Source organism: Streptomyces sp. NPDC059852 (assembly GCF_042731455.1).
In the GTDB taxonomy this organism is placed as follows: domain Bacteria; phylum Actinomycetota; class Actinomycetes; order Streptomycetales; family Streptomycetaceae; genus Streptomyces.
In genome coordinates this window covers 184,250-206,815 of the sequence record NZ_JBHWJK010000010.1, presented here as the reverse complement: position 1 = coordinate 206,815, position 22,566 = coordinate 184,250, and the positions used below count along the sequence as shown (strand labels likewise).

The window sequence follows — 22,566 nt, the reverse complement described above, 5'->3', positions numbered from 1 at the left end:
GTGCCGCGTAATCCGGGTGCTCGCGCGCACCGCCGTACGGGATCATCCCCGGATGAGCGACACGCAGCCGCGGCGCGGCCACCAGCAGGACGACACGTCGGACGAGGAACGCCGGGAGCGGTTGCGCGAGCGGCGCGTCACGGCTCAGCGCACCGCATCGCGCGTGCTCGCGCGCCACGGGTTCCAGCAGACCCTGCGGGAACGCCTGGCCCTGCTGGACGCGGCCCAGGACGTGTACGACCTGGACGAGCCGTCGGACGTCTACGGCAACCGCGTCGTCGAGGCACTGGAGGAGAAGGTCGCCGGGCTGCTCGGCATGGAGGCCGCCGCGTTCTTCCCGACCGGCACCATGGCCCAGCAGATCGCCCTGCGCTGCTGGGCGGGCCGCACCGGGAACCCGGCGGTCGCCCTGCACGCGCTGAGCCATCCAGTGGTGCACGAAGGGGACGCGCTCAGCCAGGTCAGCGGCCTGCGCCCGGTGCGGGTGACGTCCGAGCCGCGGATACCGACGGCCGCCGAGGTGCGGAACCTCGCGGAGCCCTTCGGGACGCTCATGGTCGAGCTGCCCCTGCGGGAGCCCGGGTTCGTGCTGCCCACCTGGGAGGAGCTGACCGAGGTAGTGGAGGCGGCGCGCGAGCGGGACGCGGTGGTGCACTTCGACGGCGCCCGGCTGTGGGAGTCCACGGTCCACCTCGGCCGCCCGCTGGTGGAGATCGCGGGCCTGGCGGACAGCGTGTACGTGTCGTTCTACAAGTCGCTCGAAGCCTTCGGGGGCGCCGCTCTGGCGGGCCCCGGCACCTTGATCGAGGAGGCGAAGACCTGGCGGCACCGCTACGGCGGCCAGGTCTTCCAGCAGTTCCCCACCGCCCTGTCGGCATTGGTGGGCCTGGAGACGCGGCTGCCCCGGCTGCCCGAGTACGTCGCCCACGCGCGCGTGGTCGCCGCCGCGCTGCGCGAGGGGCTGGCGGCGGCCGGCGTGCCGTGGGCGCGGGTCCACCCCGAGCCGCCGCACACCCACCAGTTCCAGGTGTGGCTGCCGTACGACGCCGACGTGCTCACGGAGGCCGCCGTCCGGCAGGCGGAGGAGACCGGGACGTTCCTGTTCGCCCGCGCGTGGCAGGCCGCGGGCCCCGGGCTGGCCTTCACCGAGGTCGCCGTCGAGGCCGCCGGGCTCGACTGGTCGGCCGACGACGTACGGGAGGCCGTCGCCGGGTTCGCGGCCCGGCTGCTCGAGGCCGGCGGCCGGGACACCGCTTAGGCGTGCCGCCACCGGTCCAGGGTCCGCCGGACCGGTCCGCGCGCGGGGCGGCCCGTCACGACGGCCCGGAACTCCCGCAGCTCGCGGAGCTCACGCAGGACCCGCCGGTCGTGGCTGCCCGGGGCCGGGGGCTCCGCCTCACCGAGCCACCGGGCCCGGTGGGTGTCGAGGAGGTGGTCCTGGATGCTGCTCATGGCCGATCGCCCTCTCCCGGTCGCGGGACGACGGGCGGCTCCGTGGCCCCTTCGGACCTCCCAGACTGCTCCGGGTCCGGTCCGCTGTCGCGTCGATTGACGGCCGCCGTCAATCGGCGGCGGCGTTGTCGGTGGCGGGGTGCACCATGAGGGCATGAGCGTGAGCATCGACATCGCGGGGCTGCGGCCGGAGAGGGTCGCCGTCGTGCCCTCCCCCCTCGCCGAGCTCGGCATGGCGCTGCACGCGCTGTCCGAGCCGGGGCACCACCCGGGCCTCCAGGGCTGGGTGACGGGCGTGACCGCCCGCCTCGACCCGCATCTGGCCGACCGGATGTGCGAGGCCGACTTCCTGTGGCGGACGACGTTCTCGGACCTGTTCCTGCCCTACGCGGGCGTCCCGGGCGGAGCCCTGCCCGGGGCCACGCTCGCCGAGGAGCTGGATCTGCTGGACAAGCTCTCCGACGAGCAGTTCGTGGACGCGGCCCTGGAGTTCACCTGCGCCCTGCCCTATGGCACGCCGAGCCGGAGCGTGCTGGCCGACGCCGAGCTGCGCCGCCGCTCCCTGGAGCTGGCCGCCGCGCGCGGGCCGCAGCAGCTGCGGTTCACGAGGCGGCTGCTCGACGAGCCGGCGCTGATCCGGGCCTGGCTGCGCCAGTTCCTGGAGGACTGCGACGAGGCGTTCTTCGCCGACGCCTGGTCCCGCCTGCGCCATCAGCTGACGGCGGACGCCCGCCGCAGGACCGACCTCCTGCGGCACAAAGGGCTGACCGAGGCGCTGACCTCGATCTCCGCCGCGGTGATGCTCGACGAGGCGGCCGGACGCATCACGATCGACAAGCTCCGCCAGGGCCACAGCCTGATCAAGGACGGCGGTCTGCTGCTCGTGCCGACGAGCCTGGGCTGGCCGCATCTGACCGTGCTGCACCGGTACGGCTGGCAGCCCGTCCTGCACTACCCGGTCGGCTCCCCGGAGATCGCGGCGCCGCCGTCGGTCGGTCAGCTGACCCTCCGCATGACCGCGCTGTCCCACCCGGTGCGCATGCAGCTGTGCCGCAACCTCGCGCGCAGCACGTACACCACGAGCGAGCTCGTCCAGATCCACGGCATGTCCGCCCCGGAGATATCCCGGCATCTGAGCGTCCTCAAGAAGGCGGGCCTGATCACCACGCGCCGCCGGGGGCGCTACGTCCTGTACCAGCTGGACGTGACCGCGGTGGCGCGGCTCGGCAGCGACTTCCTCGAAGCGCTGCTGCGCTGACGGCGTACGGGACGCGCGGCGCCGTCAGTCGAAGCGGATGTGCCGGATCCCGACGACCGCCTGCCGCAGCCGCGTGCGGACCGCCCCCTCGTCGTTGGGCCGGAGCTCCAGCCCGGCCAGGACGGCGATCCGGTCCGCCGTCCTCGGCACGCTCGTGCGGTCGGTCCACAGGTGCTCGGCGAACTCGGGTTCGCGCAGCCGCTCCAGGCAGTGGTCGAGCCGGGACACCGCCCAGCTCTCGCGGCGCAGGCCGCCGCCCTTCCCTGCGGCGAACTGCGCCAGACGCCCGAAGCCGCGCTCGCGCAGCCGCCTGACGACGGTCTCGCGCTCGGCGAGCAGCGTGAAGTGCCGGACGTCGTGGCCCAGTTCACGGAGCCGGCCCACGGTCTCGGCGAAGTGGCCGGGGTGCGTGACGGTCATCGGCGCGATGACCACGCCGTCGTGCCGGGTGAGGGCCAGGTCGAGGACCTCGACGACACCCTGCCGCCAGGCGGCCAGGTCCTGGAAGTCCCCGCGCAGGTTTGGCGGGAGCATGCGCCGCAGACCGAACCCGGCGTGCTCGGGGTCGCAGACCACGCTGCCGGGCAGCCGGCGCCTGATCTCGTACGCGGTCTGTGTCTTGCCGCCCCCGAAGGGGCCGTTGATCCACAGGAGCATGCGCAGACCTTAGTGCGAGCGGACTCAGCCGTGTCCGCCCGCGCGGACGAGGCCCGTCTCGTAGGCCAGGACGACCACCTGCACGCGGTCGCGCAGGCCGAGCTTGGTCAGGATGCGGCCGACGTGGGTCTTCACGGTGGCCTCGGACAGCACCAGCCGGGCCGCGATCTCGCCGTTGGACAGGCCCTGCGCGACCAGCACCATGACCTCGCGCTCCCGGTCGGTGAGCCGCTCCAGCTCCTTGTGCTTCGGCTCCCCGCCGGTGGAGGGCAGCATGGGCGCGAACCGGTCCAGCAGCCGCCGGGTCGTCGACGGGGCCACCACGGCGTCGCCGCTGTGCACCGCGCGGATCGCGCCGAGCAGTTCCCCGGGCGGCACGTCCTTGAGCATGAACCCGGAGGCACCGGCCTTCAGCCCGGAGAACGCGTACTCGTCGAGGTCGAAGGTGGTCAGGATCAGCACCTTGGGCGGCTCGGGCTCCGAGCAGATGCGCCGGGTGGTCTCCACGCCGTCCAGCTTCGGCATGCGGACGTCCATGAGGACGACGTCGACGGCGGTCGAGCGCAGCACCTGGAGGGCCTCGACGCCGTCCCCCGCCTCCGCGACGACCTCCATGTCCGGCTGGGCGGCGAGCACCATCCGGAACCCGGTGCGCAGCAGCACCTGGTCGTCGACGAGCATCACGCGGATCGCCATCGGGTCCTCTTCCGTGTCTTGCGGGCTTCCGGATCTTCCGGGTCCCTACGAGTGTTCCGGGGCCATGTCAATGGACCGTGTCAGTGGGCCGGTTTCAGCGGCAGCAGGGCGCTGATGCGGAATCCTCCGCCCGGCCGCGGCCCGGCGTCCAGGGTTCCGCCGACCATGCCGACCCGCTCGCGCATGCCGATCAGGCCGTGTCCCTGGCCGTCGGCGCCGCCGTCCTCGTACAGCTCGTGCGGGGCGCCCTTGCCGTCGTCCTCGACGAGCAGCCCGAGGCCGTCGTCGAAGTAGACCAGGCGCACGCTCGCCCCGGCGTTGGGGCCGCCGTGCTTGCGGGTGTTGGTGAGCGCCTCCTGCACGATGCGGTACGCGGTGAGCTCGACGCCGCTGGGCAGCGGGCGCGGGGTGCCCTCGACCTTGAAGTCGACCGGCAGCCCGGAGCTGCGGCACTGCTCGACGAGGTCGTCGATCTGCTCGACGTCGGGCTGCGGGACGTACTCGCCGGTCTCCTGGTGCTCGCCGGTGCGCAGCACGCCGAGCAGGCGGCGCATCTCGGCGAGGGCTTGCCGGCCTGTGGAGGAGATGGTCTCCAGGGCCTTCTTGGCCTGGTCGGGGGCGGCGTCGAGGACGTAGGCGGCGCCGTCGGCCTGCACCACCATCACGGAGACGTTGTGCGCGACGACGTCGTGCAGCTCGCGCGCGATACGGGCGCGTTCGGCGGCGACCGCGACCTTCGCCTGGGCTTCGCGCTCCTTCTCCAGCCGGGTCGCGCGCTCCTCCAGCTGCTCATAGTAGGCGCGGCGGGTGCGGATGGAGTCGCCGAGCACCCAGGCGAGCGCGAAGGGCACCGTGAGGAAGATGATCAGGGCTATGTTGCTCAGGACGGTGGCCTCCTGCTCCGGCCACCGCAGCTGGGACAGGGGCGCCGCGCACAGGCCCGCGCCGAGCGCGAGCCGGGAGGCCCAGCGGGCGCCGGTCGCGGCGACCGTGTAGGTGATCACCAGGAAGGCGAAGTCGGACGGCGTGGTCGCCACGTTCAGCACGAGCTGCAGCACCCCGACCCCGATGGCCAGCAGCAGCATCTTCTCCGGCATCCGCCGGCGCAGCGCGATGACCAGGGACAGCAGCAGGAGGATCGGGACGATGAGGGCCTCGGACCCGGTGCCCTGCCCACCCGCCTGCCCGCCCTCCGGCTGGACGGCCGCACTCACCGCGGAGATCCCGAACAGGAGGACGGCCCAGAAGGTGTCGACCCCGGTCGGGTGCCTGCGGAGGAAGTCATAGAGGCGCTGCACGTAACCCAGCGTAGGGACACCGGATGCGTGCAAGGGTCAACCGGAGGGCCGATCCGCACCTCGCGCGCGTACTCCGCAAGGTGGAGGGCCCGTTCTCCTGTACGGCGGAGAACGCCCTAGCCTGGGCCGGTGGCAGCGCGGGCGACGGACGGATGGCAGGGGTGGCGGGCGGCGGCGGAATCCGCCCTGTACGGGCCGGAGGGCTTCTACCGGCGCCCGGAGGGACCGGCTGGGCACTTCCGGACGTCCGTGCACGCCTCGCCGCTCTACGCGGCCGCGGTGGCCCGGCTGCTGTGCCGCGTGGACGAGGCGCTGGGGCGGCCCGAGGCGCTGGACCTGGTCGACATGGCGGCGGGCCGGGGCGAGCTGGTGACCGGGGTGCTGGCCGCGCTCCCCGCCGGGGTGGCGGCCCGCACGCGCGCGTACGCCGTCGAGATCGCCGCCCGCCCGCCGGGCCTGGACGCCCGGGTCACGTGGCTGGCCGAGCCCCCGCGGCGGATCACAGGGCTGCTGTTCGCCAACGAGTGGCTGGACAACGTCCCGGTCGACGTCGCCGAGGTGGACTCCGCCGGAGTGCCGCGCCGGGTGCTGGTCCGGCGGGACGGCACCGAACGCCTCGGGGACCCGGTGACCGGCGCCGAGGCCCGGTGGCTCGCCCGCTGGTGGCCGCTGCCCGAGGAGGGCGGCGAGGGGCTGCGCGCCGAGATCGGGCTGCCCCGGGACGAGGCGTGGGCCGCCGCGGCCGGGACGGTGGAGCGGGGCCTGGCGGTCGCCGTGGACTACGCGCACACGCGCCGGTCACGGCCGCCCTTCGGCACGCTGACGGGCTTCCGGGACGGGCGGGAGACGGCCCCCGTGCCGGACGGCTCGTGCGATCTCACCGCGCATGTGGCCCTGGACGCCTGCGCGCTGCCCGGCGCCCGTCTGCTGACCCAGCGCGAGGCACTGCGCGCCCTCGGCATCACCGGCGCACGCCCCTCACTGGAACTCGCCTCCACCCGCCCCGCCGCATACGTGCGCGCCCTCGCGAGCGCCGGTGAGGCGGCCGAGCTGACGGCGACGGGTGGGCTCGGCGACTTCGGCTGGCTCCTCCAGCCGGCCGGCGTCCCGGACGTGCTGGACGCCTGACCCCGCGCCGCGCGCCGGGCTACTTGTCGATGTCCCCGACCACGAAGAACATCGACCCCAGGATCGCCACCATGTCCGCGACCAGCGTCCCCGGCAGCAGCTCCACGAGCGCCTGGATGTTGTTGTACGAGGCCGAGCGCAGCTTCAGCCGGTACGGCGTCTTCTCGCCCTTGCTGACCAGGTAGTAGCCGTTGATGCCGAGGGGGTTCTCGGTCCACGCGTACGTGTGCCCCTCGGGCGCCTTCAGCACCTTGGGCAGCCGCTGGTTGATCGGCCCCGGCGGCAACTGAGCGATCCGGTCGAGGCAGGCGTCCGCGAGGTCGAGGGAGTTGTGCGTCTGCTCCAGCAGGCACTCGAACCGGGCGAGGCAGTCGCCCTCCTCGCGGGTCACCACCTTCAGGACGTCCCCGAGGTCGCCGTAGGCCAGATACGGCTCGTCCCGGCGCAGGTCGAGGTCGACGCCCGAGGCGCGCGCGATCGGCCCGCTCACGCCGTACGCGTGCACGGCCTCGGGCGAGAGGGCGCCCACGCCCCGGGTGCGCCCGCGGAAGATCTCGTTGCCGAGGACCAGGTCGTCGAACCGGTCCATACGGGAGCGCACGTCGGCGACGGCGGCACGCGCGCGCGTGGTCCACCCGGCCGGAAGGTCCTCCTTGAGGCCGCCCACCCGGTTGAACATGTAGTGCATGCGCCCGCCGGAGACCTCCTCCATGACGTGCTGCAGTTCCTCGCGCTCGCTGAAGGCGTAGAAGATCGGCGTGATCCCGCCCAGTTCCAGCGGGTACGACCCGAGGAACATCAGGTGGTTGAGGACGCGGTTCAGCTCCGCGAGGAGCGTCCGCGTCCACACGGCGCGCTCCGGCACCTCCATGCCGAGCATGCGCTCCACGGCGAGGACGACGCCCAGCTCGTTGGAGAAGGCCGACAGCCAGTCGTGCCGGTTGGCGAGCATGATGATCTGGCGGTAGTCACGGGCCTCGAAGAGCTTCTCCGCGCCACGGTGCATATAGCCGATCACCGGCTCGGCACTCGTGATGCGCTCGCCGTCCAGGACGAGCTTGAGGCGCAGCACACCGTGCGTCGAGGGGTGCTGGGGGCCGATGTTGAGCACCATGTCGGTGCTCTCCGCGGCGCCGCCGATACCGACCATGGTCTCCGTCGTAGGAGTCATGGCCCCAGTCTCCCCTACGTACGCTGGCCCCATGGAGACGGGGAGCCCGAACGACACGGGAATCACGCGGGACGCGCGCACGGGGGACGAGCCGGTGTGGACCGCGCTGCCGCCGGGGCTGCTGCGGATGCGCCGGCTGCTGCTGGTGGTGTGGCTGGGGTTGCTGACGGCCGGCCTGGGCGTGCTGCTCGGCTGGCTCGCCGGGCCCGGCTGGGCGGCGTTCGCCGTACTGCCGCTGGCCCTCATGGTGTGGGGCTGGGTGATGCTCGGACGCAACTGGCGTTCCTGGCGCTACGCCGAGCGCGCCGACGACCTGCTGATCAGCCGGGGCGTGCTGTGGCGTGAGGAGACGGTCGTGCCGTACGGCCGCATGCAGCTGGTGGAGGTGACCTCCGGGCCGGTGGAACGTCACTTCGGGCTGGCCAGCGTGCAACTGCACACGGCCGCCGCCGCGACCGACGCCACCATCCCCGGCCTCGACCCGGCCGAGGCGGAACGGCTGCGGGACCGGCTCACCGAGCTGGGCGAGGCCCGATCGGCGGGCCTGTGACGGCCCCGGGCGTCGACGGCGCCCTGCGCGAGGCACGGGCCGTGCCGGAGCGCCGGCTGCACCCCGTGACGCCGCTCAGGCGCGCGTGGGCGCCCGTCGCCGTACTCATCGGGTGGGCGGTGCACGACCCCGACCAGGCGCAGCGCCAGCTGACCCGGCTGACGACCACGACCCTGCTGATCGCGCTCGCGGTGCTGGTCCCGGCCGCCGCCCTCTACGGCTTCCTCACCTGGTGGTACACGCACTTCGCCGTCACCGACTCCGAACTGCGCATCCGTACGGGCCTGGTGTTCCGGCGCACCGCGCACATCCGGCTGGAGCGCATCCAGGCCATCGACGTCACCCAGCCGCTCCTCGCGCGCGTGGCGGGCGTCGCCAAGCTGAAGCTGGATGTCGTCGGCGCGGACAAGAAGGACGAGCTCGCCTTCCTCGGGGCGGAGGAGGCGCGCGCCCTGCGCGCGGAACTCCTGGCGCGCGCCGCCGGGTTCGCGCCGGAGACCGCGCACGAGGTGGGCGAGGCCCCCTCCCGGGAACTGCTGCGGGTGCCGCCGCGCGTCCTCGCCGTCTCGCTCGTCCTGACCGGCGCGACCTGGGGCGCGCTGGCCGCCGCGCTCATCGTGCCGACCGTCCTGTGGCTGGTCACGGAGAGCGCGTGGACGGTCCTCGCCACCGCGGTCCCGCTGGTCGGCGCGGCGGGCGCGGCCAGCGTCGGACGGTTCGTCACCGAGTACGACTGGACGGTGGGCGAGTCGCCGGACGGTCTGCGCCTCGACCACGGCCTGCTCGACCGCGCCCACGAGACGGTGCCGCCGGGCCGGGTGCAGACCGTACGGCTGGTGGAGCCGCTGCTGTGGCGGCGGCGCGGCTGGGTGCGGGTGGAGCTGGACGTGGCGGGCTCGTCCAACTCGGTGCTGCTGCCGGTCGCCCCGCGCGAGATCGCCGAGTCGGTCGTCGCCCGGGTGCTGCCCGGGGTGACCGTCCCGCCGCGGGAGGCTCTGGCGCGTCCGCCCAGGCGTGCGCGCCGCTGTGTGCCGCTGTGGTGGCGCGGGCACGGACTGGCCGTCACGGACACGGTGTTCGCGGCCCGCTCGGGTCTGTTGAGCCGCAGCCTGGCCCTCGTCCCGCACGCGAAGGTGCAGAGCGTACGGCTCACCCAGGGGCCCTGGGAGCGGCGCTGGAACGTCGCCGACGTGCACGTGGACACCGGGGCCGGCAAGACCGTCACCGCACGGCTCAGGGACGCGGACGAGGCCGCCGAGCTGCTGCGCACGCAGGCCGAGCGGTCCCGCACCGGACGCCGGGACGCGCGGCCGGACCGCTGGATGGCGTGAGCGAACCGGATGGCGTGAGAAGGACGGCGTGAGAGCACGAAGGGGCGCCGGGGACCCTCGTCCCCGGCGCCCCTTCGCACGGGTCAGGAGACCGCGCTGCGCAGTCCCTGCACGTCGATGTGCTCGGTCTCGTCGTGGGCCGTCAGGTCGATGACCTGGCCGACGCCGCGGGACCGGTCGTCGGCGGGCTTGAACTCCGCCTCCGCCTCGGCCTTGTGCAGGGCGAGCGCCTCCTCGCCGACCACGTCGGCCAGGTCCTCGTTCTGCACGGACTCCAGCGCGGCGGGCCCGGTCTCCTTCTGGGTGCCGAAGAAGTCGAAGCCGCCCTCGACCGTGGGACGCCGTGCGGGTGTCCCCGGGACGACGGCCACCGCGGTCGGCGCGATGAAGTGGCCCGAGGGGCGCCGGGCCGGCGGCAGCGCGGGCTGGGCCGGGGCGGACGCGCCGGCCGGGGTGGTGGCGGCCGCGTGCTCGTGCCCGTCGGCCGCCCCGGACTTCCCCTGCGGGTCGTCCTCCGGCGCGCGCTCCGTCTCGGACGCCGCTGAGCGCGCCGTCTCGGGCGCGCCCGCGCCGGTCTTCACGCTCCTCCGGCCGGAGGGGCCCTGCGGCGGGACATGGTGCGGGGGCTCGTCGTTCGGCGAGGTCCCGTCGGTGTCCTCGGCGGTGGCGTTGTCGGTGACGGTGTCCTGGGGCGCGGAGTCGTCCGCCGGTTCCTCGGCCGAGTCCCCGGCGGCTTCCGGTGCGCCGGTGGCTTCCGCGTCCGCGCTCCCGTCCGCCTCGCCGTCCTGCGCGGCCTGCGCGTCCTGCGCGTCCTGCGTGTCCTCGGCGTCCTGCACGTCCTCGTCGAACCGCGACAGCGCCGACTTCGCCCGCAGGAACAGGTGGGAACCCTCGGGGGAGAAGACCGCCGGGGCCTCCTCGCCGGACTCCCCGTCCTCCGACGCGGCCTCGTCCGGCGCCACGGCTCCGGCCTCGTCCAGCGCCTCCGCGTCCGCCGCCGCCTCGGCCGCCGCGGTGTCCTCGCCGGCCGGGGCAGCCACAGCCCCGTCGGCAGCGGGGGCGCCCGGCGGCAGGGCGCGCGCGGGCGTGGTCGCCTCTATCTCCAGGACCCGGCGCTCCTCCAGGACGCTCGCCCGCTCGGTCTCCGCGGTGGCGTAACGGCGCAGCAGGGCCGCGTGCTCGTTGCGCAGCTTCGCGAGCTCGGCCCGCTTGGCGCGCAGCCGCTGCTCCAGCTTCTGGCGCAGCTCCCGGGACTCGTCGAGGTCGGTCTCCAGTTCGGCGACGCGTTCCTCGTGCCGCCACTCGTCGCTCGCCCGCGCGCGCGTGAGGTCGGCGACCTGTTTGCCCGCCTGGGCGTCCCAGCGGCGCATGACGACCGCGCCGACGACCGCGGTGGCCGCGGCGGCCGCGGCCAGGCCGCGCAGCACGACGGGTTCGGTGAACACCCAGGGCGCCAGCGCCCAGACGACGGACACGCCTGCGATCGCCGACGGGGGCAGCACCCTGTGCAGGGGCGGGGAATGACGGTGACGTCCACGTGGCATGGCCAGAAACTTACCGCGCGTAGGCGATTCTTGGAGCCCCGCCCCGTAAAAACACGGCCATCCCGTGCCGTTCACACGGCATCAGGAATCACATGCACCGCGGAATTGACCAAGAATCAAGATCGGAGCGGCTCTTCGGCCCTCTCCGGGGTGCTCAGCCGCTCCCCCATCCACTCCAGCGTCGCCGGAATCTCACGCCGCCAGGTGTTGAAGTTGTGCCCGCCGCTTTCGAGGATGATCGAGGAGATCCGCGTCCGCTTCGTCGCTTTCACGCGCTCGATGAACTTCAGCGTGTCCTTGTAGTTGGATTCGCCGGCCCTGCTGCTGCTGACCAGGAGCGAGGTGTCCGGCGCGGGCAGGTGCTCCAGGCACCACCGCAGGTCGGCGCGGTCGCGCAGGGCGCTGTCGCCGTGGAAGAGGTCTCCGGTCGTCGCGTCGACGGGCGCCTTGTAGTAGGCGGAGAGCCCGGCCCCCGCGCCGAACACCGCGGGGTGGTGCATCGCGAGCTTCAACGCGCAGTACCCGCCCGTGGAATCACCGATCACGCCCCAGCCGCCGGGCCGTGCTCCCACCCGGTAGTGGCCGCCGACCGCGTCGGGCAGATCCTCGGCGAAGAAGCTCTCGGTCCGCGGCCCGCCGGGGATGTCGACGCATTCCGTGTCCCGGGGCGGTGCCACGGTCGGGCGCATCATCACCAGCACCATCGGGGGCATACGGCCCTGACCGGCGAGCCGCGCCGCCGTCCGCGGATAGTCGAGCTTGTCCACCAGCGCCTGGGCCGTCCCCGGATAGCCGGTCAGGACGACGGCCGCGGGAAACGACCGGGTGCGAAATCCCGGCCGGAAATACTCCGGTGGCAGATAGACGTACGCGGGCGTGGCGATACGGGTCGTCCGGCCCACGATCTCGACCTTTTGGATCTGCCCGCCCACCGCGGGGTCCCCGCTCGCCGATCCCGGCACGCGCCGCGTCTCCACGACACGCAGCGGACCGTCCGGCGGGGTGTGGTCGACCACGACCCCCATGCCCTTCTCCCGCCCGAACAGGTCGGCCCAGCCCGCGTAGAAGCCGAAAGCCTGGTTGGCGGCGAGCCCGGCCGACGCGAACAGCGCCACCTGCGTGCCCAGCAGCAGCCCGACCCGTCCGGTCACGGCCCGTACGCTCCGCCGTGCCAGCCGCGGCCACAGCCACACCGTGCCCGCGAACAGCCCCACGGCCGCCAGGACCGCCAGCGCCAGCACCTTGTCGCTCGTAAGACCCATCGATGGTCACCCGTCCGCACTTTCCTTGGCCTTTGAACACGCTTTTGGGGGGCCGAGTGAACCTCTCCCTCCACGACACCGTCCTAGAGGGCGCAATGTCGCCGGATGCCCGAATCGGGACCGGATCCAAAACTCTCGCAGAACTCATGGGATGCGATGTCTGTCAGGACAGATGTGGATATGTCGGGCGGGGTTCCGCAACGGGTGAGCCGGATACGGCATCTGTCGGGCCGTCTGCGGCCGCTTCTGCTGGGCCCGCGCCCCGAGTCCGCTCCCCTGCTGGTCGGACGAGCCTGCGCCCTGGTCGGGCTGCTGGACGTCGCGGCGGGCGTCTTCCCGCGCTTCCGGCACAGCCGGATGCACGCCCTCGCCGAGGTACTGCCGGGCTCCTTCGGCCCGTTCGCGGCGGCGCTGTCGCTCAGCGCCGGTGTGCTGTTGCTGCTGCTCGCCCACGGGCTCAGGCGCGGCAAGCGCCGGGCGTGGCGCGCGGCCGTCGTCCTGCTGCCCGCCGGGGCGGTGGCCCAGTTCGCCTACCGCCACTCCGTCGTCGGCGTCCTCATCTCCGTCTGGCTCCTCGCCACCCTGCTGCGCCACCGCGACCAGTTCGTGGCCCTGCCCGACCCGCGCAGCCGCTGGCGGGCGCTGGCCAACCTCGTGCTCATGGGCGCCGGTTCGCTCGCCCTCGGACTCGTCATCGTCAGCGCCCATCCGGGCACGCTCCTCGGCGACCCGAGCCTGGCCGACCGCATCAGCCACGTCCTGTACGGCATGGCCGGCTTCGAGGGCCCGGTCGACTACCGGGGCAGCACCTCCTGGACCGTCGCCTTCTCCCTCGGCGCCCTCGGCTGGATCACCGCCGTCACCACCATCTATCTCGCGTTCCGGCCCGAACACCCGGCCGCACACCTCACCGAGGACGACGAGGCACGCCTGCGGGCGCTGCTCGCCCGACACGGCGGCCGCGACTCCCTCGGCCACTTCGCGCTGCGCCGCGACAAGGCCGTCGTCTTCTCCCCCAGCGGCAAGGCCGCGGTGACCTACCGCGTCGTCTCCGGCGTCATGCTCGCGAGCGGCGACCCCATCGGTGACGTCGAGGCGTGGCCCGGCGCCATCGAGCGCTTCATGGACGAGGCCAAGGCCCACTCCTGGACCCCGGCCGTGATGGGCTGCTCCGAGACCGGCGCCGAGGTCTGGACCCGTGAGACCGGGCTCGACGCCCTCGAACTGGGCGACGAGGCGGTGGTGGACGTCCCGGATTTCTCGCTCGCCGGCCGCGCGATGCGCAACGTACGCCAGATGGTCAAGCGCATCGAGCGTGCCGGTTACGAGACCCGCGTACGCCGCGTCCGTGACCTCGGTCCCACCGAACTGGAGCGCGTCCGCCGCGCCGCCGAGGACTGGCGCGGCACCGACACCGAGCGCGGCTTCTCCATGGCCCTCGGCCGCGTCGGCGACCCCGCCGACGGCGACTGCCTCATCGCCACCGCCCACAAGAGCGATGCCGAACCCGGCCCGTACGGCGACCTCAAGGCCATCCTGCACTTCGTGCCCTGGGGCACCGACGGCGTCTCCCTGGACCTGATGCGCCGCGACCGCTCCGCCGACCCCGGCATGAACGAACTGCTGATCGTGGCCGCCCTCCAGGCCGCCCCCAGGTTCGGCATCGCGCGCGTGTCGCTGAACTTCGCCATGTTCCGCTCGGCCCTCGCGCGCGGCGAGAAGATCGGCGCGGGACCCGTCCTGCGGGCCTGGCGCGGGCTGCTGGTCTTCCTGTCGCGCTGGTTCCAGATCGAGTCGCTGTACAAGTTCAACGCGAAGTTCCAGCCGCGCTGGGAGCCCCGCTTCGTCGTCTACCGCGCCTCCGCGGACCTGCCCCGCCTCGGGATCGCCGCCATGCAGGCGGAGGGCTTCGTGAACCTGGCCCTGCCGCGCTTCCTGCGCCGCCGCGGCGCCGCCCCGCGCCCCTGCCCGCACCGCGTCCCGGAGAGCGGCGTCCGGGCGGCCTGAGGCCCTCACCAGGGCGGGCCCGGGCCACGGCACGTCACCGCCCCGGCTTGGGCCTAGGCTGAACGTATGAGCAAGCAGAGCGGACGCGAGCGGGTGGCGGGCCTTCCGCAGTGGGACCGGTGCGCGGTCATGGGAGTCGTCAACGTGACCCCCGACTCCTTCTCCGACGGCGGCCGCTGGTTCGACACCACGTCCGCCGTCAAGCACGGTCTCGCGCTGGTCGAGGAGGGCGCCGACCTCATCGACGTCGGCGGCGAGTCCACCCGCCCGGGCGCCACCCGGGTCGACGAGGACGAGGAGCTGCGCCGCGTCATACCCGTCGTCCGCGGCCTCGCCGCGGACGGCGTCACGATCTCCGTCGACACCATGCGCGCCTCCGTCGCCGAGCAGGCCCTCGCCGCCGGCGCCGCCCTCGTCAACGACGTCAGCGCCGGCCAGGCCGACCCCGCGATGATCCCGGTCGTCGCCGCGGCGGGCGCCCCGTTCGTCGTCATGCACTGGCGCGGGTTCCTCGAGGGCGGCAACGTCAGGGGCGTGTACGACGACGTCGTCTCCGAGGTCGTCGACGAGATCCACGCGCGTGTGGACGCCGTCCTGGCCGGCGGCATCGCCCCCGACCGCATCGTCGTCGACCCCGGCCTGGGCTTCTCCAAGGACGCCGAGCACGACCTCGTCCTGCTCGCCCACCTCGACCGGCTGCACGCCCTCGGGCACCCGGTCCTGGTCGCCGCCTCCCGCAAGCGGTTCCTGGGCCGCGTCCTCGCCGGCCCCGAGGGCGAGCCGCCGCCCGCGCGGGAACGCGACGCGGCGACCGCCGCCGTCTCGGCGCTCGCCGCGCACGCGGGGGCCTGGGCCGTCCGTGTCCACGAGGTGCGCGCCACCGCCGACGCCGTACGCGTCGTGCGCGCCGTCGACGAGGCGCGCGGCGGCGCGGCGGGCCGCGAAGGAGCCCGGTGAGCGCCCCCCACACCGACGTCGAGCAGGTGGAGGCCGCCAACACTGCCTTCTACGAGGCGCTGGAGCGCGGCGACTTCGAGACGCTGTCCTCGCTCTGGCTCACCCCGTCCGACCTCGGCGTCGACGAGAGCTACCACGACCCGGCCGACTCCGGCGTGGTCTCCTGCGTGCACCCCGGCTGGCCCGTGCTCACCGGCCGCGGCGAGGTCCTGCGGTCGTACGCGCTGATCATGGCGAACACCGACTACATCCAGTTCTTCCTCACCGACGTGCACACCTCCGTGACCGGGGACACCGCGATCGTCACCTGCACCGAGAACATCCTCAGCGGGGGCCCCGCCCCCGAGGGACACGACGACGAGCTCGGGCCCCTCGTGGGACAGCTCGTCGTCGCCACGAACGTGTTCCGGCGCACACCCGACGGCTGGAAGATGTGGACCCACCACGCCTCCCCCGTCCTCGCCGAGAACGACCCGGAAGAGGGCGACGAGACCCCCGGCTGAGTGGGTACGCGGGCCACAGGGACCAAGAGGTGGTTGGAATCACGCACCCGCGGGTAGGGGCGGCTACCAACCCGTGAGGCGCCGCGATCCCCAGGGGAAACAGGCGTCGCGCCCCCTGGGGCGACGGATCGGGCCGCTCCCCCGCGGCCCGGCCCTGTCGGTGTCCGCGGGTAGATTCGGTCGAGGCCGGTGTGCCGCCCGCACACGGCACCGACCGGCCGTCACCGACGACTGCAGGAGTGATTCGCGTGGATCGTGTCGCGCTGCGCGGCCTGAGGGCCCGCGGGTACCACGGTGTGTTCCCCGAGGAACGCAGGGAGGGCCAGACCTTCGTCGTGGACCTCGTCCTCGGTCTGGACACCCGGCCCGCCGCCGCCGACGACGACCTGGCGAAGACCGTGCACTACGGCGTCGTGGCGGAGGAGGTCGTGGCCGTCGTCCAGGGCGAGCCGGTCAACCTCATCGAGACGCTCGCCGAGCGCGTCGCCCAGGCCTGTCTGAAGCACGAAGGAGTCCAGGAGGTCGAGGTCACCGTCCACAAACCGGACGCGCCGATCACCGTGCCCTTCGACGACGTGACCGTCACCATCACCCGGAGCCGAGTATGACCGCACCGTTCATCAAGGGCCCCAGCGACCCGACCGTCCAGCCGGTACCCGCCTCCGTCGTCGACAAGGTCGACGCCGCCGACACCACCCTCCACAACCCCAAATGGGCCGTGATCTCCCTCGGCTCCAACCTGGGCAACCGCCTGGAGACCCTCCAGGGCGCCGTGGACGCCCTCGCGGACACCCCGGGCCTGCGCATCAAGGGCGTGTCCCCCGTCTACGAGACGGAGCCCTGGGGCGTCGAGCCCGGCAGCCAGCCGTCGTACTTCAACGCGGTCGTCGTCCTGAAGACCACCCTGCCGCCGTCCTCGCTGCTGGAGCGGGCCCACGCCGTCGAGGAGGCCTTCCACCGCGTCCGGGACGAGCGCTGGGGCGCCCGCACCCTCGACGTCGACATCGTCGCCTACGCCGACGTCGTCTCCGACGACCCGGTGCTCACCCTCCCCCACCCGCGCGCCCACGAGCGGGCCTTCGTCCTCGCGCCCTGGCTCGACCTGGACCCGGAGGCCCTGCTGCCCGGCCGCGGCGCGGTCTCCGACCTGCTCGGCACCGTCACCCGCCAGGGCGTCGTCCCCCGCCAGGACCTGGAACTCCGGCTGCCCGAGTAGTCGTTAAGGTCAAGAGCCGGCCCCCACACCGTGGGGCCCCGGGGGGAGCTGAAGGGACACCGTGAGAGAGCTGCGCATCAGGTTGCTGGTCGGCGTGTTCGTGGTCGCCGGAGTCCTGTCCTGGGCGGGCGCCCGCCTGTGGAACGCGGTGGGGACCCTCCCCAGCGTCCCGCTGGCCGCCCCCATCGTGCTGGCGATCATCGCCGTGATCCTGCTGTCCACGGCGCTGTCCATCCGCTCCCGGCTCAGGGCGCAGCGCGAGCGCGACCCCGAGGCCAAGGGCGTCGACCCCCTGATGGCGGCCCGCGCCGTCGTCTTCGGCCAGGCCAGCGCGCTGGTGGCCGCCCTGGTCGCCGGCATGTACGGCGGCACCGGCGTCTTCCTGCTGGAGCTCCTGGACGTCCCCGCCCGCCGCGACCAGGCCATCTACGCCGGCTTCTCGGTCGTGGCCGCCGTCGGTGTCATAGCGGCCGCCCTCTTCCTGGAGCGCGTCTGCAAGCTCCCGGACGACGAGGACGACCACAACGGCACGGGGGCGGCCCCCACCACCTAGGGGGTGTCTCAGCGGGCCAGGATGAGGCTCATCGCCTCGGCGCGCGTCGTGGCGTCGCGGAGCTGACCGCGCACCGCCGACGTCGTGGTCTTGGCTCCGGGCTTGCGGATGCCGCGCACCGACATGCACATGTGCTCGGCCTCGACGACCACGATCACGCCCCGGGCCTCCAGAATCCGCATCAGGGAGTCGGCGATCTGCGTGGTGAGACGTTCCTGCACCTGGAGCCGGCGGGCGAACACCTCGACCAGCCGGGCGAGCTTCGACAGACCGGTGATCTTGCCGCTCTCGGCCGGGATGTAGCCCACGTGCGCCACGCCGTGGAACGGCAGCATGTGGTGCTCACAGAGGCTGACGATCTCGATGTCCTTCACGAGCACCATCTCGTCGTGCCCGAGGTCGAAGGTCGTCGTCAGCACGTCCTCGGCGTCCTGACGCAGCCCCGCCAGCAGCTCCCGGTACGCCCGCGCCACCCGCGCCGGTGTCTCCTTGAGGCCCTCGCGGTCCGGGTCCTCGCCCACCGCGATCAGCAGCTCCCGTACGGCGGCCTCGGCGCGCTTCTCGTCGAACTCGCCGATGCGGCCTTCGCCGTCCAGCGTCACCGGGTCGGTCATCTGGGTGCCTCGTTCCTTCGCGGGTGCGCGTATGGGTCACGCGTCTGATCTGCGGTCATACGAAATGCCGCGCCCCCCAGGCTAGAACCAGGGGGGCACGGCATCCATTCCGGGCCCGGTCACCGACCGGGTGGGAGCGTCAGCTCTCGGGACGCTCCTCGGGGGCCGACTCGGTCGCCGGGGAAGGCTCCGTCACCGTCGACTTGGCGGTGCTGATCGCCGGGGTCGTGCCGTTGGCGCCGTTCGTCAGTGCGAGCTCCTTCGGGGAGAGCACCGGCGGGCGGGTGGACGGCGTACGGCGGGAGGAGCCGGTCCAGGCGGGCCGCGGCGGCCGCTTGACGATGGGGGCGAAGATCTCGGCGATCTCCTCCTTGCCCAGCGTCTCCTTCTCCAGCAGGGCGAGGACGAGGTTGTCGAGGACGTCGCGGTTCTCCACCAGGATTTCCCAGGCTTCGTTGTGCGCGTTCTCGATCAGCTTCTTGACCTCCTCGTCCACCAGGGCGGCGACCTCTTCCGAGTAGTCGCGCTGGTGAGCCATCTCACGTCCGAGGAACGGCTCGGTGTTGTCGCCGCCGAACTTGATGGCGCCGAGACGCTCGGTCATGCCGTACTGCGTGACCATCGCGCGAGCCGTGGCCGTGGCCTTCTCGATGTCGTTCGCGGCGCCCGTGGTCGGGTCGTGGAAGACCAGTTCCTCGGCCGCGCGGCCGCCCAGCATGTAGGCCAGCTGGTCCAGCATCTCGTTGCGGGTGGTCGAATACTTGTCCTCGTCCGGGAGCACCATCGTGTAGCCGAGGGCCCGGCCTCTCGACAGGATCGTGATCTTGTGGACCGGGTCGGAGTTCGGGGAGGCCGCCGCGACCAGGGCGTGTCCGCCCTCGTGGTACGCGGTGATCTTCTTCTCCTTGTCCGACATGATCCGGGTCCGCTTCTGCGGGCCCGCCACGACGCGGTCGATGGCCTCGTCCAGCATGTGGTTGTCGATGAGCTTCTTGTCGGAGCGGGCCGTGAGCAGGGCGGCCTCGTTGAGGACGTTGCTCAGGTCGGCACCGGTGAAGCCCGGCGTACGGCGGGCGACCGCCGACAGGTCGACGTCCGGGGCGACCGGCTTGCCCTTCTGGTGGACCTTGAGGATCTCCAGACGGCCCTGCATGTCGGGGCGGTCGACGGCGATCTGCCGGTCGAAGCGGCCCGGGCGCAGGAGGGCCGGGTCGAGGATGTCGGGCCGGTTCGTCGCGGCGATGAGGATCACACCGCCCTTGACGTCGAAGCCGTCCATCTCGACGAGCAGCTGGTTCAGCGTCTGCTCGCGCTCGTCGTGCCCGCCGCCGAGGCCGGCGCCGCGGTGGCGGCCGACCGCGTCGATCTCGTCGACGAAGACGATCGCCGGGGCGTTCGCCTTGGCCTGCTCGAACAGGTCGCGGACCCGGGAGGCACCGACACCGACGAACATCTCGACGAAGTCGGAACCGGAGATCGAGTAGAAGGGCACGCCCGCCTCGCCGGCGACGGCACGCGCGAGGAGCGTCTTACCGGTGCCGGGAGGGCCGTAGAGCAGGACGCCCTTCGGGATCTTCGCGCCGACGGCCTGGAACTTGGCGGGCTCCTGGAGGAACTCCTTGATCTCCTGGAGCTCCTCGACGGCCTCGTCCGAGCCGGCGACGTCGGAGAACGTCGTCTTCGGGGTGTCCTTGGTGATGAGCTTCGCCTTCGACTTCCCGAAGTTCATGACCCGGGAGCCGCCGCCCTGCATCTGGTTCATCAGGAACAGGAAGACGACGACGATGAGGACGAAGGGAAGCAGGGAGAGCAGGATGCCGACGAACGGGTTCTGCTTGGACGGCGAGACCGTGTAGCCGTCGGGGATCTGCTTCTGCTGGAACTTGTTCTGCAGGGTGTTGGCGATGTCCACGCCCTGGTCGCCGATGTAGCTGGCCTGGATCTTGGTGGATCCGTCGACCTTCACACCGTCCTTGAGCTGGACCTTGATGTTCTGCTCGTCGCCGGTGGTGATCTTGGCCGACTCGACCTTGTTCTCATTGATCGCCTGGACGACCTGGCCGGTGTCCACCGTCTTGTAGCCGCCGGACGAGCCGACGACCTGCATCAACACGACCACGGCAAGGACGGCCAGCACGATCCACATGACCGGCCCACGGAAGTATCGCTTCACGTCCATCCATACGGAGCGGTGCCGCCCCGTCCCTCCTGCCATAGTGAGTTTGATAAGACAGTTCTTCTGACGGTACCCCAGCTTCGACGCCCGTAGCCTCACGGGACGGCCGTCAAGCCCGTCTGCTTGCTCCAACGGCGCTATGCCCGCCGGGGTTCCCGATCTTCCTACGGAACGGGGTCAGCCGCCGTAGACGTGGGGCGCGAGGGTACCGACGAACGGGAGGTTGCGGTACTTCTCGGCGTAGTCGAGGCCGTAGCCCACGACGAACTCGTTGGGGATGTCGAAGCCGACCCACTCGACGTCGATGGCCACCTTGGCCGCGTCGGGCTTGCGCAGCAGCGTGCACACCTTGAGGCTCTCCGGCTCGCGCGAGCCGAGGTTCGACAGCAGCCACGACAGGGTCAGGCCGGAGTCGATGATGTCCTCGACGATCAGGACGTGCCGGCCCTTGATGTCGGTGTCGAGGTCCTTGAGGATCCGCACGACCCCGGAGGACTGGGTGCCGGCGCCGTACGACGAGACGGCCATCCAGTCCATGGTGACGGGGGTGGACAGCGCCCGCGCGAGGTCGGCCATGACCATCACCGCGCCCTTGAGCACGCCGACGATGAGCAGGTCCTTGCCCGCGTACTCAGCGTCGATCTTCGCGGCCAGCTCGGCCAGCTTCGCGTCGATCTCTTCCTTGGTGATGAGCACCTTCTTGAGGTCGGCACCCATGTCTTTCGCGTCCACCCGCATCACTTTCGGTCGGTCGTCCCGCTTCTGCACGGCTCACGGCCCTACGGCTGACGTCCCCCGCGGGAGTCCGGGGCCCTCCGGTCCGGAGGCCCGGTCTCTCCCTGGGGTCTTTTTCAGCCTTGCCGAATCACCAGTCTGCCACCCTGGCGACGGGCGACGACTTTGCCGGGGAGGTTGATGGCCCCCTGGCCGCGCCAGCCGGTGATCAGGCGGTCGACTTCCTCGACGTGCCGGGCGAAGAGCGAACCGGCGGGCGCGCCCGCCTCGATGGCGGCCCGGCGCAGGATCCGGCGGCGCACCGCGGGGGGCAGCGTGTAGAGCTTGGCGCAGTCGAGGTGTCCGGCGGCGTCACGGACGGCGGTCTCGGCCTGGCCGGCCCACGCGTCGAGGGCGTCGGCGTCGTCGCGGGAGAGCTGGGCGGTACGGGCGAGGGCTTCGACGACGCCTTTGCCGAGCGCCTTCTCGAGGGCGGGCAGGCCCTCCTGGCGCAGCCGGGAGCGGGTGTAGGCGGGGTCGGAGTTGTGGGGGTCGTCCCAGACGGGCAGGGCCTGGACCATGCAGGCCTTGCGCGCGGTCTGCCGGTCGAGGCCGAGGAACGGGCGGCGGTAACGGCCGCCGGCCCCCGAGACCGCGGCCATCCCGGACAGGGAGCGGATGCCGGAGCCGCGGGCGAGGCCGAGCAGGACGGTCTCGGCCTGGTCGTCGCGGGTGTGGCCGAGGAGGACGGCGGCGGCGCCGTGGCGTTCGGCCGCGTCGTCGAGGGCGGCGTAGCGGGCGTCGCGGGCGGCGGCCTCGGGCCCGCCGCCGCGGCCGACGGTGACGGCGATCGACTCGGCCGGCTCGAGGCCGAGTTCGCGCAGGCGCAGCACGACTTCCTCGGCGCGCAGGTCGGAGCCGGGCTGCAGACCGTGGTCGACGGTGATGCCACCGGCGCGGATGCCGAGTTTGGGGGCCTCGAACGCGAGCGCGGAGGCGAGGGCCATGGAGTCGGCGCCGCCGGAGCAGGCCACGAGGACGAGCGGGGAGGGGGTTCGCTCGTGCGCGGTGGCGCGCCGGGGTGTGCGCTGGGCCGGGCCGGGGAGGTCGTACGCCGTCTCACGCGCGGTGTCGCAGGCGACGCGCGCGGCGGCGACCGGCGTCACGGCCGGGGCCTGCGGCCGGGGGCCGCGGCTGCCGGGGGCGGGGACGTCGGTGGTTCGGTTGTGTTCGGTGAGGAGGTCGTGGAGTACGCGGCGAACCGCCAGGCGTATCGCCGCGACCGCAGGATGGGGACCCATGTCCGGTTCCCTTCATGAAGTTGTCCGGGGATGTGGCCGAGCTCGGTCACTCAGAGTGTGTAGATGGTGACAGAAGCGGGCCGTTCCCCGAGCATTGCACGCCTACCCATGGCTCACGGTCCCTCGGACGGGTGATTGGAGGGGCGTTCCCCTGCCGTCGGCCGATTTCGGTTCACGA

At 72.7% G+C, this 22,566-nt stretch carries 22 protein-coding genes; 11 read left to right on the top strand and 11 right to left on the bottom strand.

The features are described 5' to 3' along the window. Positions 1 to 52: 52 nt before the first annotated feature. The gene (locus tag ACFV46_RS16045; RefSeq protein ID WP_385498601.1) at positions 53 to 1,258 is read left to right on the top strand and encodes a threonine aldolase family protein; all 1,206 of its coding nucleotides are present in this window, start codon (positions 53 to 55) and stop codon (positions 1,256 to 1,258) included. Here the strand turns inward: ACFV46_RS16045 and ACFV46_RS16040 are convergent. Further along, positions 1,255 to 1,452 (bottom strand): hypothetical protein, encoded by a 198-nt coding sequence (locus tag ACFV46_RS16040; protein ID WP_385498599.1) that lies wholly within the window; start codon positions 1,450 to 1,452, stop codon positions 1,255 to 1,257. The genes ACFV46_RS16045 and ACFV46_RS16040 overlap by 4 nt on opposite strands. Before the next feature lie 154 nt (positions 1,453 to 1,606). On the opposite strand from ACFV46_RS16040, the gene ACFV46_RS16035 reads away from it, so the two are divergent. After that, entirely contained in the window at positions 1,607 to 2,710 is a 1,104-nt protein-coding gene (locus tag ACFV46_RS16035; RefSeq protein WP_361931410.1) for a DUF5937 family protein, read from the top strand. 24 nt (positions 2,711 to 2,734) lie between these two features. Here the strand turns inward: ACFV46_RS16035 and ACFV46_RS16030 are convergent, their stop codons facing one another. The 3 genes from ACFV46_RS16030 to ACFV46_RS16020 all read right to left on the bottom strand — a co-directional run bounded on the left by ACFV46_RS16030 (position 2,735) and on the right by ACFV46_RS16020 (position 5,361). Continuing rightward, a complete protein-coding gene (locus ACFV46_RS16030; RefSeq protein ID WP_385498597.1) occupies positions 2,735 to 3,367 on the bottom strand; it encodes an AAA family ATPase in 633 nt (210 codons plus the stop codon). A 24-nt stretch (positions 3,368 to 3,391) separates the two neighbouring features. Next, positions 3,392 to 4,063, bottom strand: a complete 672-nt coding sequence (locus tag ACFV46_RS16025) for a response regulator transcription factor (RefSeq protein WP_361931415.1) — start codon at positions 4,061 to 4,063, stop codon at positions 3,392 to 3,394. 80 nt (positions 4,064 to 4,143) lie between these two features. Next, the gene (locus tag ACFV46_RS16020) at positions 4,144 to 5,361 is read right to left on the bottom strand and encodes a sensor histidine kinase (RefSeq protein ID WP_361931418.1); all 1,218 of its coding nucleotides are present in this window, start codon (positions 5,359 to 5,361) and stop codon (positions 4,144 to 4,146) included. A gap of 129 nt (positions 5,362 to 5,490) precedes the next feature. Here ACFV46_RS16020 and ACFV46_RS16015 point away from each other — a divergent pair, with 129 nt between their 5' ends. Next, complete coding sequence (locus ACFV46_RS16015) at positions 5,491 to 6,489, top strand: SAM-dependent methyltransferase (protein WP_385498596.1); 999 nt, start codon at positions 5,491 to 5,493, stop codon at positions 6,487 to 6,489. A 19-nt stretch (positions 6,490 to 6,508) separates the two neighbouring features. On the opposite strand, the gene ACFV46_RS16010 is transcribed toward ACFV46_RS16015, so the two are convergent. Next, entirely contained in the window at positions 6,509 to 7,660 is a 1,152-nt protein-coding gene (locus tag ACFV46_RS16010) for an NADH-quinone oxidoreductase subunit D (RefSeq protein WP_361931423.1), read from the bottom strand. A 31-nt stretch (positions 7,661 to 7,691) separates the two neighbouring features. Here ACFV46_RS16010 and ACFV46_RS16005 point away from each other — a divergent pair, with 31 nt between their 5' ends. Beyond that, positions 7,692 to 8,210, top strand: coding sequence for a PH domain-containing protein (locus ACFV46_RS16005; RefSeq protein WP_385498595.1), 519 nt, complete (start codon positions 7,692 to 7,694; stop codon positions 8,208 to 8,210). After that, positions 8,207 to 9,541 (top strand): PH domain-containing protein, encoded by a 1,335-nt coding sequence (locus tag ACFV46_RS16000; RefSeq protein WP_385498594.1) that lies wholly within the window; start codon positions 8,207 to 8,209, stop codon positions 9,539 to 9,541. Before ACFV46_RS16005 ends, ACFV46_RS16000 begins: the two co-directional genes overlap by 4 nt. An 83-nt stretch (positions 9,542 to 9,624) precedes the next feature. Here ACFV46_RS16000 and ACFV46_RS15995 read toward each other — a convergent pair whose 3' ends face one another. Beyond that, entirely contained in the window at positions 9,625 to 11,085 is a 1,461-nt protein-coding gene (locus tag ACFV46_RS15995; RefSeq protein ID WP_385498592.1) for a hypothetical protein, read from the bottom strand. Positions 11,086 to 11,201: 116 nt separating this feature from the next. After that, positions 11,202 to 12,347: an alpha/beta hydrolase-fold protein gene (locus ACFV46_RS15990; protein ID WP_361931435.1), complete on the bottom strand. Its 1,146-nt coding sequence runs from the start codon at positions 12,345 to 12,347 to the stop codon at positions 11,202 to 11,204. A gap of 180 nt (positions 12,348 to 12,527) precedes the next feature. Between ACFV46_RS15990 and ACFV46_RS15985 the strand changes: the two genes are divergently transcribed. The 6 genes from ACFV46_RS15985 to ACFV46_RS15960 all read left to right on the top strand — a co-directional run bounded on the left by ACFV46_RS15985 (position 12,528) and on the right by ACFV46_RS15960 (position 17,583). Next, complete coding sequence (locus tag ACFV46_RS15985) at positions 12,528 to 14,354, top strand: phosphatidylglycerol lysyltransferase domain-containing protein (protein ID WP_385498591.1); 1,827 nt, start codon at positions 12,528 to 12,530, stop codon at positions 14,352 to 14,354. Between the two features lie 66 nt (positions 14,355 to 14,420). Next, positions 14,421 to 15,311, top strand: a complete 891-nt coding sequence (gene folP / locus ACFV46_RS15980; RefSeq protein WP_385498589.1) for a dihydropteroate synthase — start codon at positions 14,421 to 14,423, stop codon at positions 15,309 to 15,311. Beyond that, positions 15,308 to 15,814, top strand: coding sequence for a nuclear transport factor 2 family protein (locus ACFV46_RS15975; RefSeq protein ID WP_361931443.1), 507 nt, complete (start codon positions 15,308 to 15,310; stop codon positions 15,812 to 15,814). Before folP ends, ACFV46_RS15975 begins: the two co-directional genes overlap by 4 nt. Before the next feature lie 248 nt (positions 15,815 to 16,062). After that, positions 16,063 to 16,422, top strand: coding sequence for a dihydroneopterin aldolase (gene folB, locus ACFV46_RS15970; protein WP_385498588.1), 360 nt, complete (start codon positions 16,063 to 16,065; stop codon positions 16,420 to 16,422). Then, a complete protein-coding gene (folK, locus tag ACFV46_RS15965; protein WP_361931447.1) occupies positions 16,419 to 17,030 on the top strand; it encodes a 2-amino-4-hydroxy-6-hydroxymethyldihydropteridine diphosphokinase in 612 nt (203 codons plus the stop codon). Before folB ends, folK begins: the two co-directional genes overlap by 4 nt. A 61-nt stretch (positions 17,031 to 17,091) precedes the next feature. Beyond that, on the top strand, positions 17,092 to 17,583 hold the full coding sequence (locus ACFV46_RS15960) for a DUF3180 domain-containing protein (protein WP_283287365.1): 492 nt from the start codon (positions 17,092 to 17,094) through the stop codon (positions 17,581 to 17,583). A gap of 8 nt (positions 17,584 to 17,591) precedes the next feature. Here ACFV46_RS15960 and folE read toward each other — a convergent pair whose 3' ends face one another. The 4 genes from folE to tilS form a co-directional block, all read right to left on the bottom strand. Then, on the bottom strand, positions 17,592 to 18,197 hold the full coding sequence (gene folE / locus ACFV46_RS15955; RefSeq protein WP_361931450.1) for a GTP cyclohydrolase I FolE: 606 nt from the start codon (positions 18,195 to 18,197) through the stop codon (positions 17,592 to 17,594). A gap of 139 nt (positions 18,198 to 18,336) precedes the next feature. Further along, complete coding sequence (gene ftsH, locus ACFV46_RS15950; RefSeq protein WP_361931638.1) at positions 18,337 to 20,376, bottom strand: ATP-dependent zinc metalloprotease FtsH; 2,040 nt, start codon at positions 20,374 to 20,376, stop codon at positions 18,337 to 18,339. Positions 20,377 to 20,550: 174 nt separating this feature from the next. Continuing rightward, positions 20,551 to 21,111 (bottom strand): hypoxanthine phosphoribosyltransferase, encoded by a 561-nt coding sequence (hpt, locus tag ACFV46_RS15945; protein WP_062673159.1) that lies wholly within the window; start codon positions 21,109 to 21,111, stop codon positions 20,551 to 20,553. 113 nt (positions 21,112 to 21,224) lie between these two features. Beyond that, positions 21,225 to 22,388, bottom strand: a complete 1,164-nt coding sequence (tilS, locus tag ACFV46_RS15940; RefSeq protein WP_385498587.1) for a tRNA lysidine(34) synthetase TilS — start codon at positions 22,386 to 22,388, stop codon at positions 21,225 to 21,227. Positions 22,389 to 22,566 lie beyond the last annotated feature (178 nt).

Bases quoted from the DNA above. Each gene is read 5' to 3' on its own strand.
- ACFV46_RS16045 (WP_385498601.1), top strand. From the start codon at position 53: ATGAGCGACACGCAGCCGCGGCGCGGCCACCAGCAGGACGACACGTCG.
- ACFV46_RS16040 (WP_385498599.1), bottom strand. From the start codon at position 1,452: ATGAGCAGCATCCAGGACCACCTCCTCGACACCCACCGGGCCCGGTGG.
- ACFV46_RS16035 (WP_361931410.1), top strand. From the start codon at position 1,607: ATGAGCGTGAGCATCGACATCGCGGGGCTGCGGCCGGAGAGGGTCGCC.
- ACFV46_RS16030 (WP_385498597.1), bottom strand. From the start codon at position 3,367: ATGCTCCTGTGGATCAACGGCCCCTTCGGGGGCGGCAAGACACAGACC.
- ACFV46_RS16025 (WP_361931415.1), bottom strand. From the start codon at position 4,063: ATGGCGATCCGCGTGATGCTCGTCGACGACCAGGTGCTGCTGCGCACC.
- ACFV46_RS16010 (WP_361931423.1), bottom strand. From the start codon at position 7,660: ATGACTCCTACGACGGAGACCATGGTCGGTATCGGCGGCGCCGCGGAG.
- ACFV46_RS16005 (WP_385498595.1), top strand. From the start codon at position 7,692: ATGGAGACGGGGAGCCCGAACGACACGGGAATCACGCGGGACGCGCGC.
- ACFV46_RS15995 (WP_385498592.1), bottom strand. From the start codon at position 11,085: ATGCCACGTGGACGTCACCGTCATTCCCCGCCCCTGCACAGGGTGCTG.
- ACFV46_RS15990 (WP_361931435.1), bottom strand. From the start codon at position 12,347: ATGGGTCTTACGAGCGACAAGGTGCTGGCGCTGGCGGTCCTGGCGGCC.
- ACFV46_RS15985 (WP_385498591.1), top strand. From the start codon at position 12,528: ATGTCGGGCGGGGTTCCGCAACGGGTGAGCCGGATACGGCATCTGTCG.
- folP (WP_385498589.1), top strand. From the start codon at position 14,421: ATGAGCAAGCAGAGCGGACGCGAGCGGGTGGCGGGCCTTCCGCAGTGG.
- folK (WP_361931447.1), top strand. From the start codon at position 16,419: ATGACCGCACCGTTCATCAAGGGCCCCAGCGACCCGACCGTCCAGCCG.
- folE (WP_361931450.1), bottom strand. From the start codon at position 18,197: ATGACCGACCCGGTGACGCTGGACGGCGAAGGCCGCATCGGCGAGTTC.
- ftsH (WP_361931638.1), bottom strand. From the start codon at position 20,376: ATGGACGTGAAGCGATACTTCCGTGGGCCGGTCATGTGGATCGTGCTG.
- hpt (WP_062673159.1), bottom strand. From the start codon at position 21,111: ATGCGGGTGGACGCGAAAGACATGGGTGCCGACCTCAAGAAGGTGCTC.
- tilS (WP_385498587.1), bottom strand. From the start codon at position 22,388: ATGGGTCCCCATCCTGCGGTCGCGGCGATACGCCTGGCGGTTCGCCGC.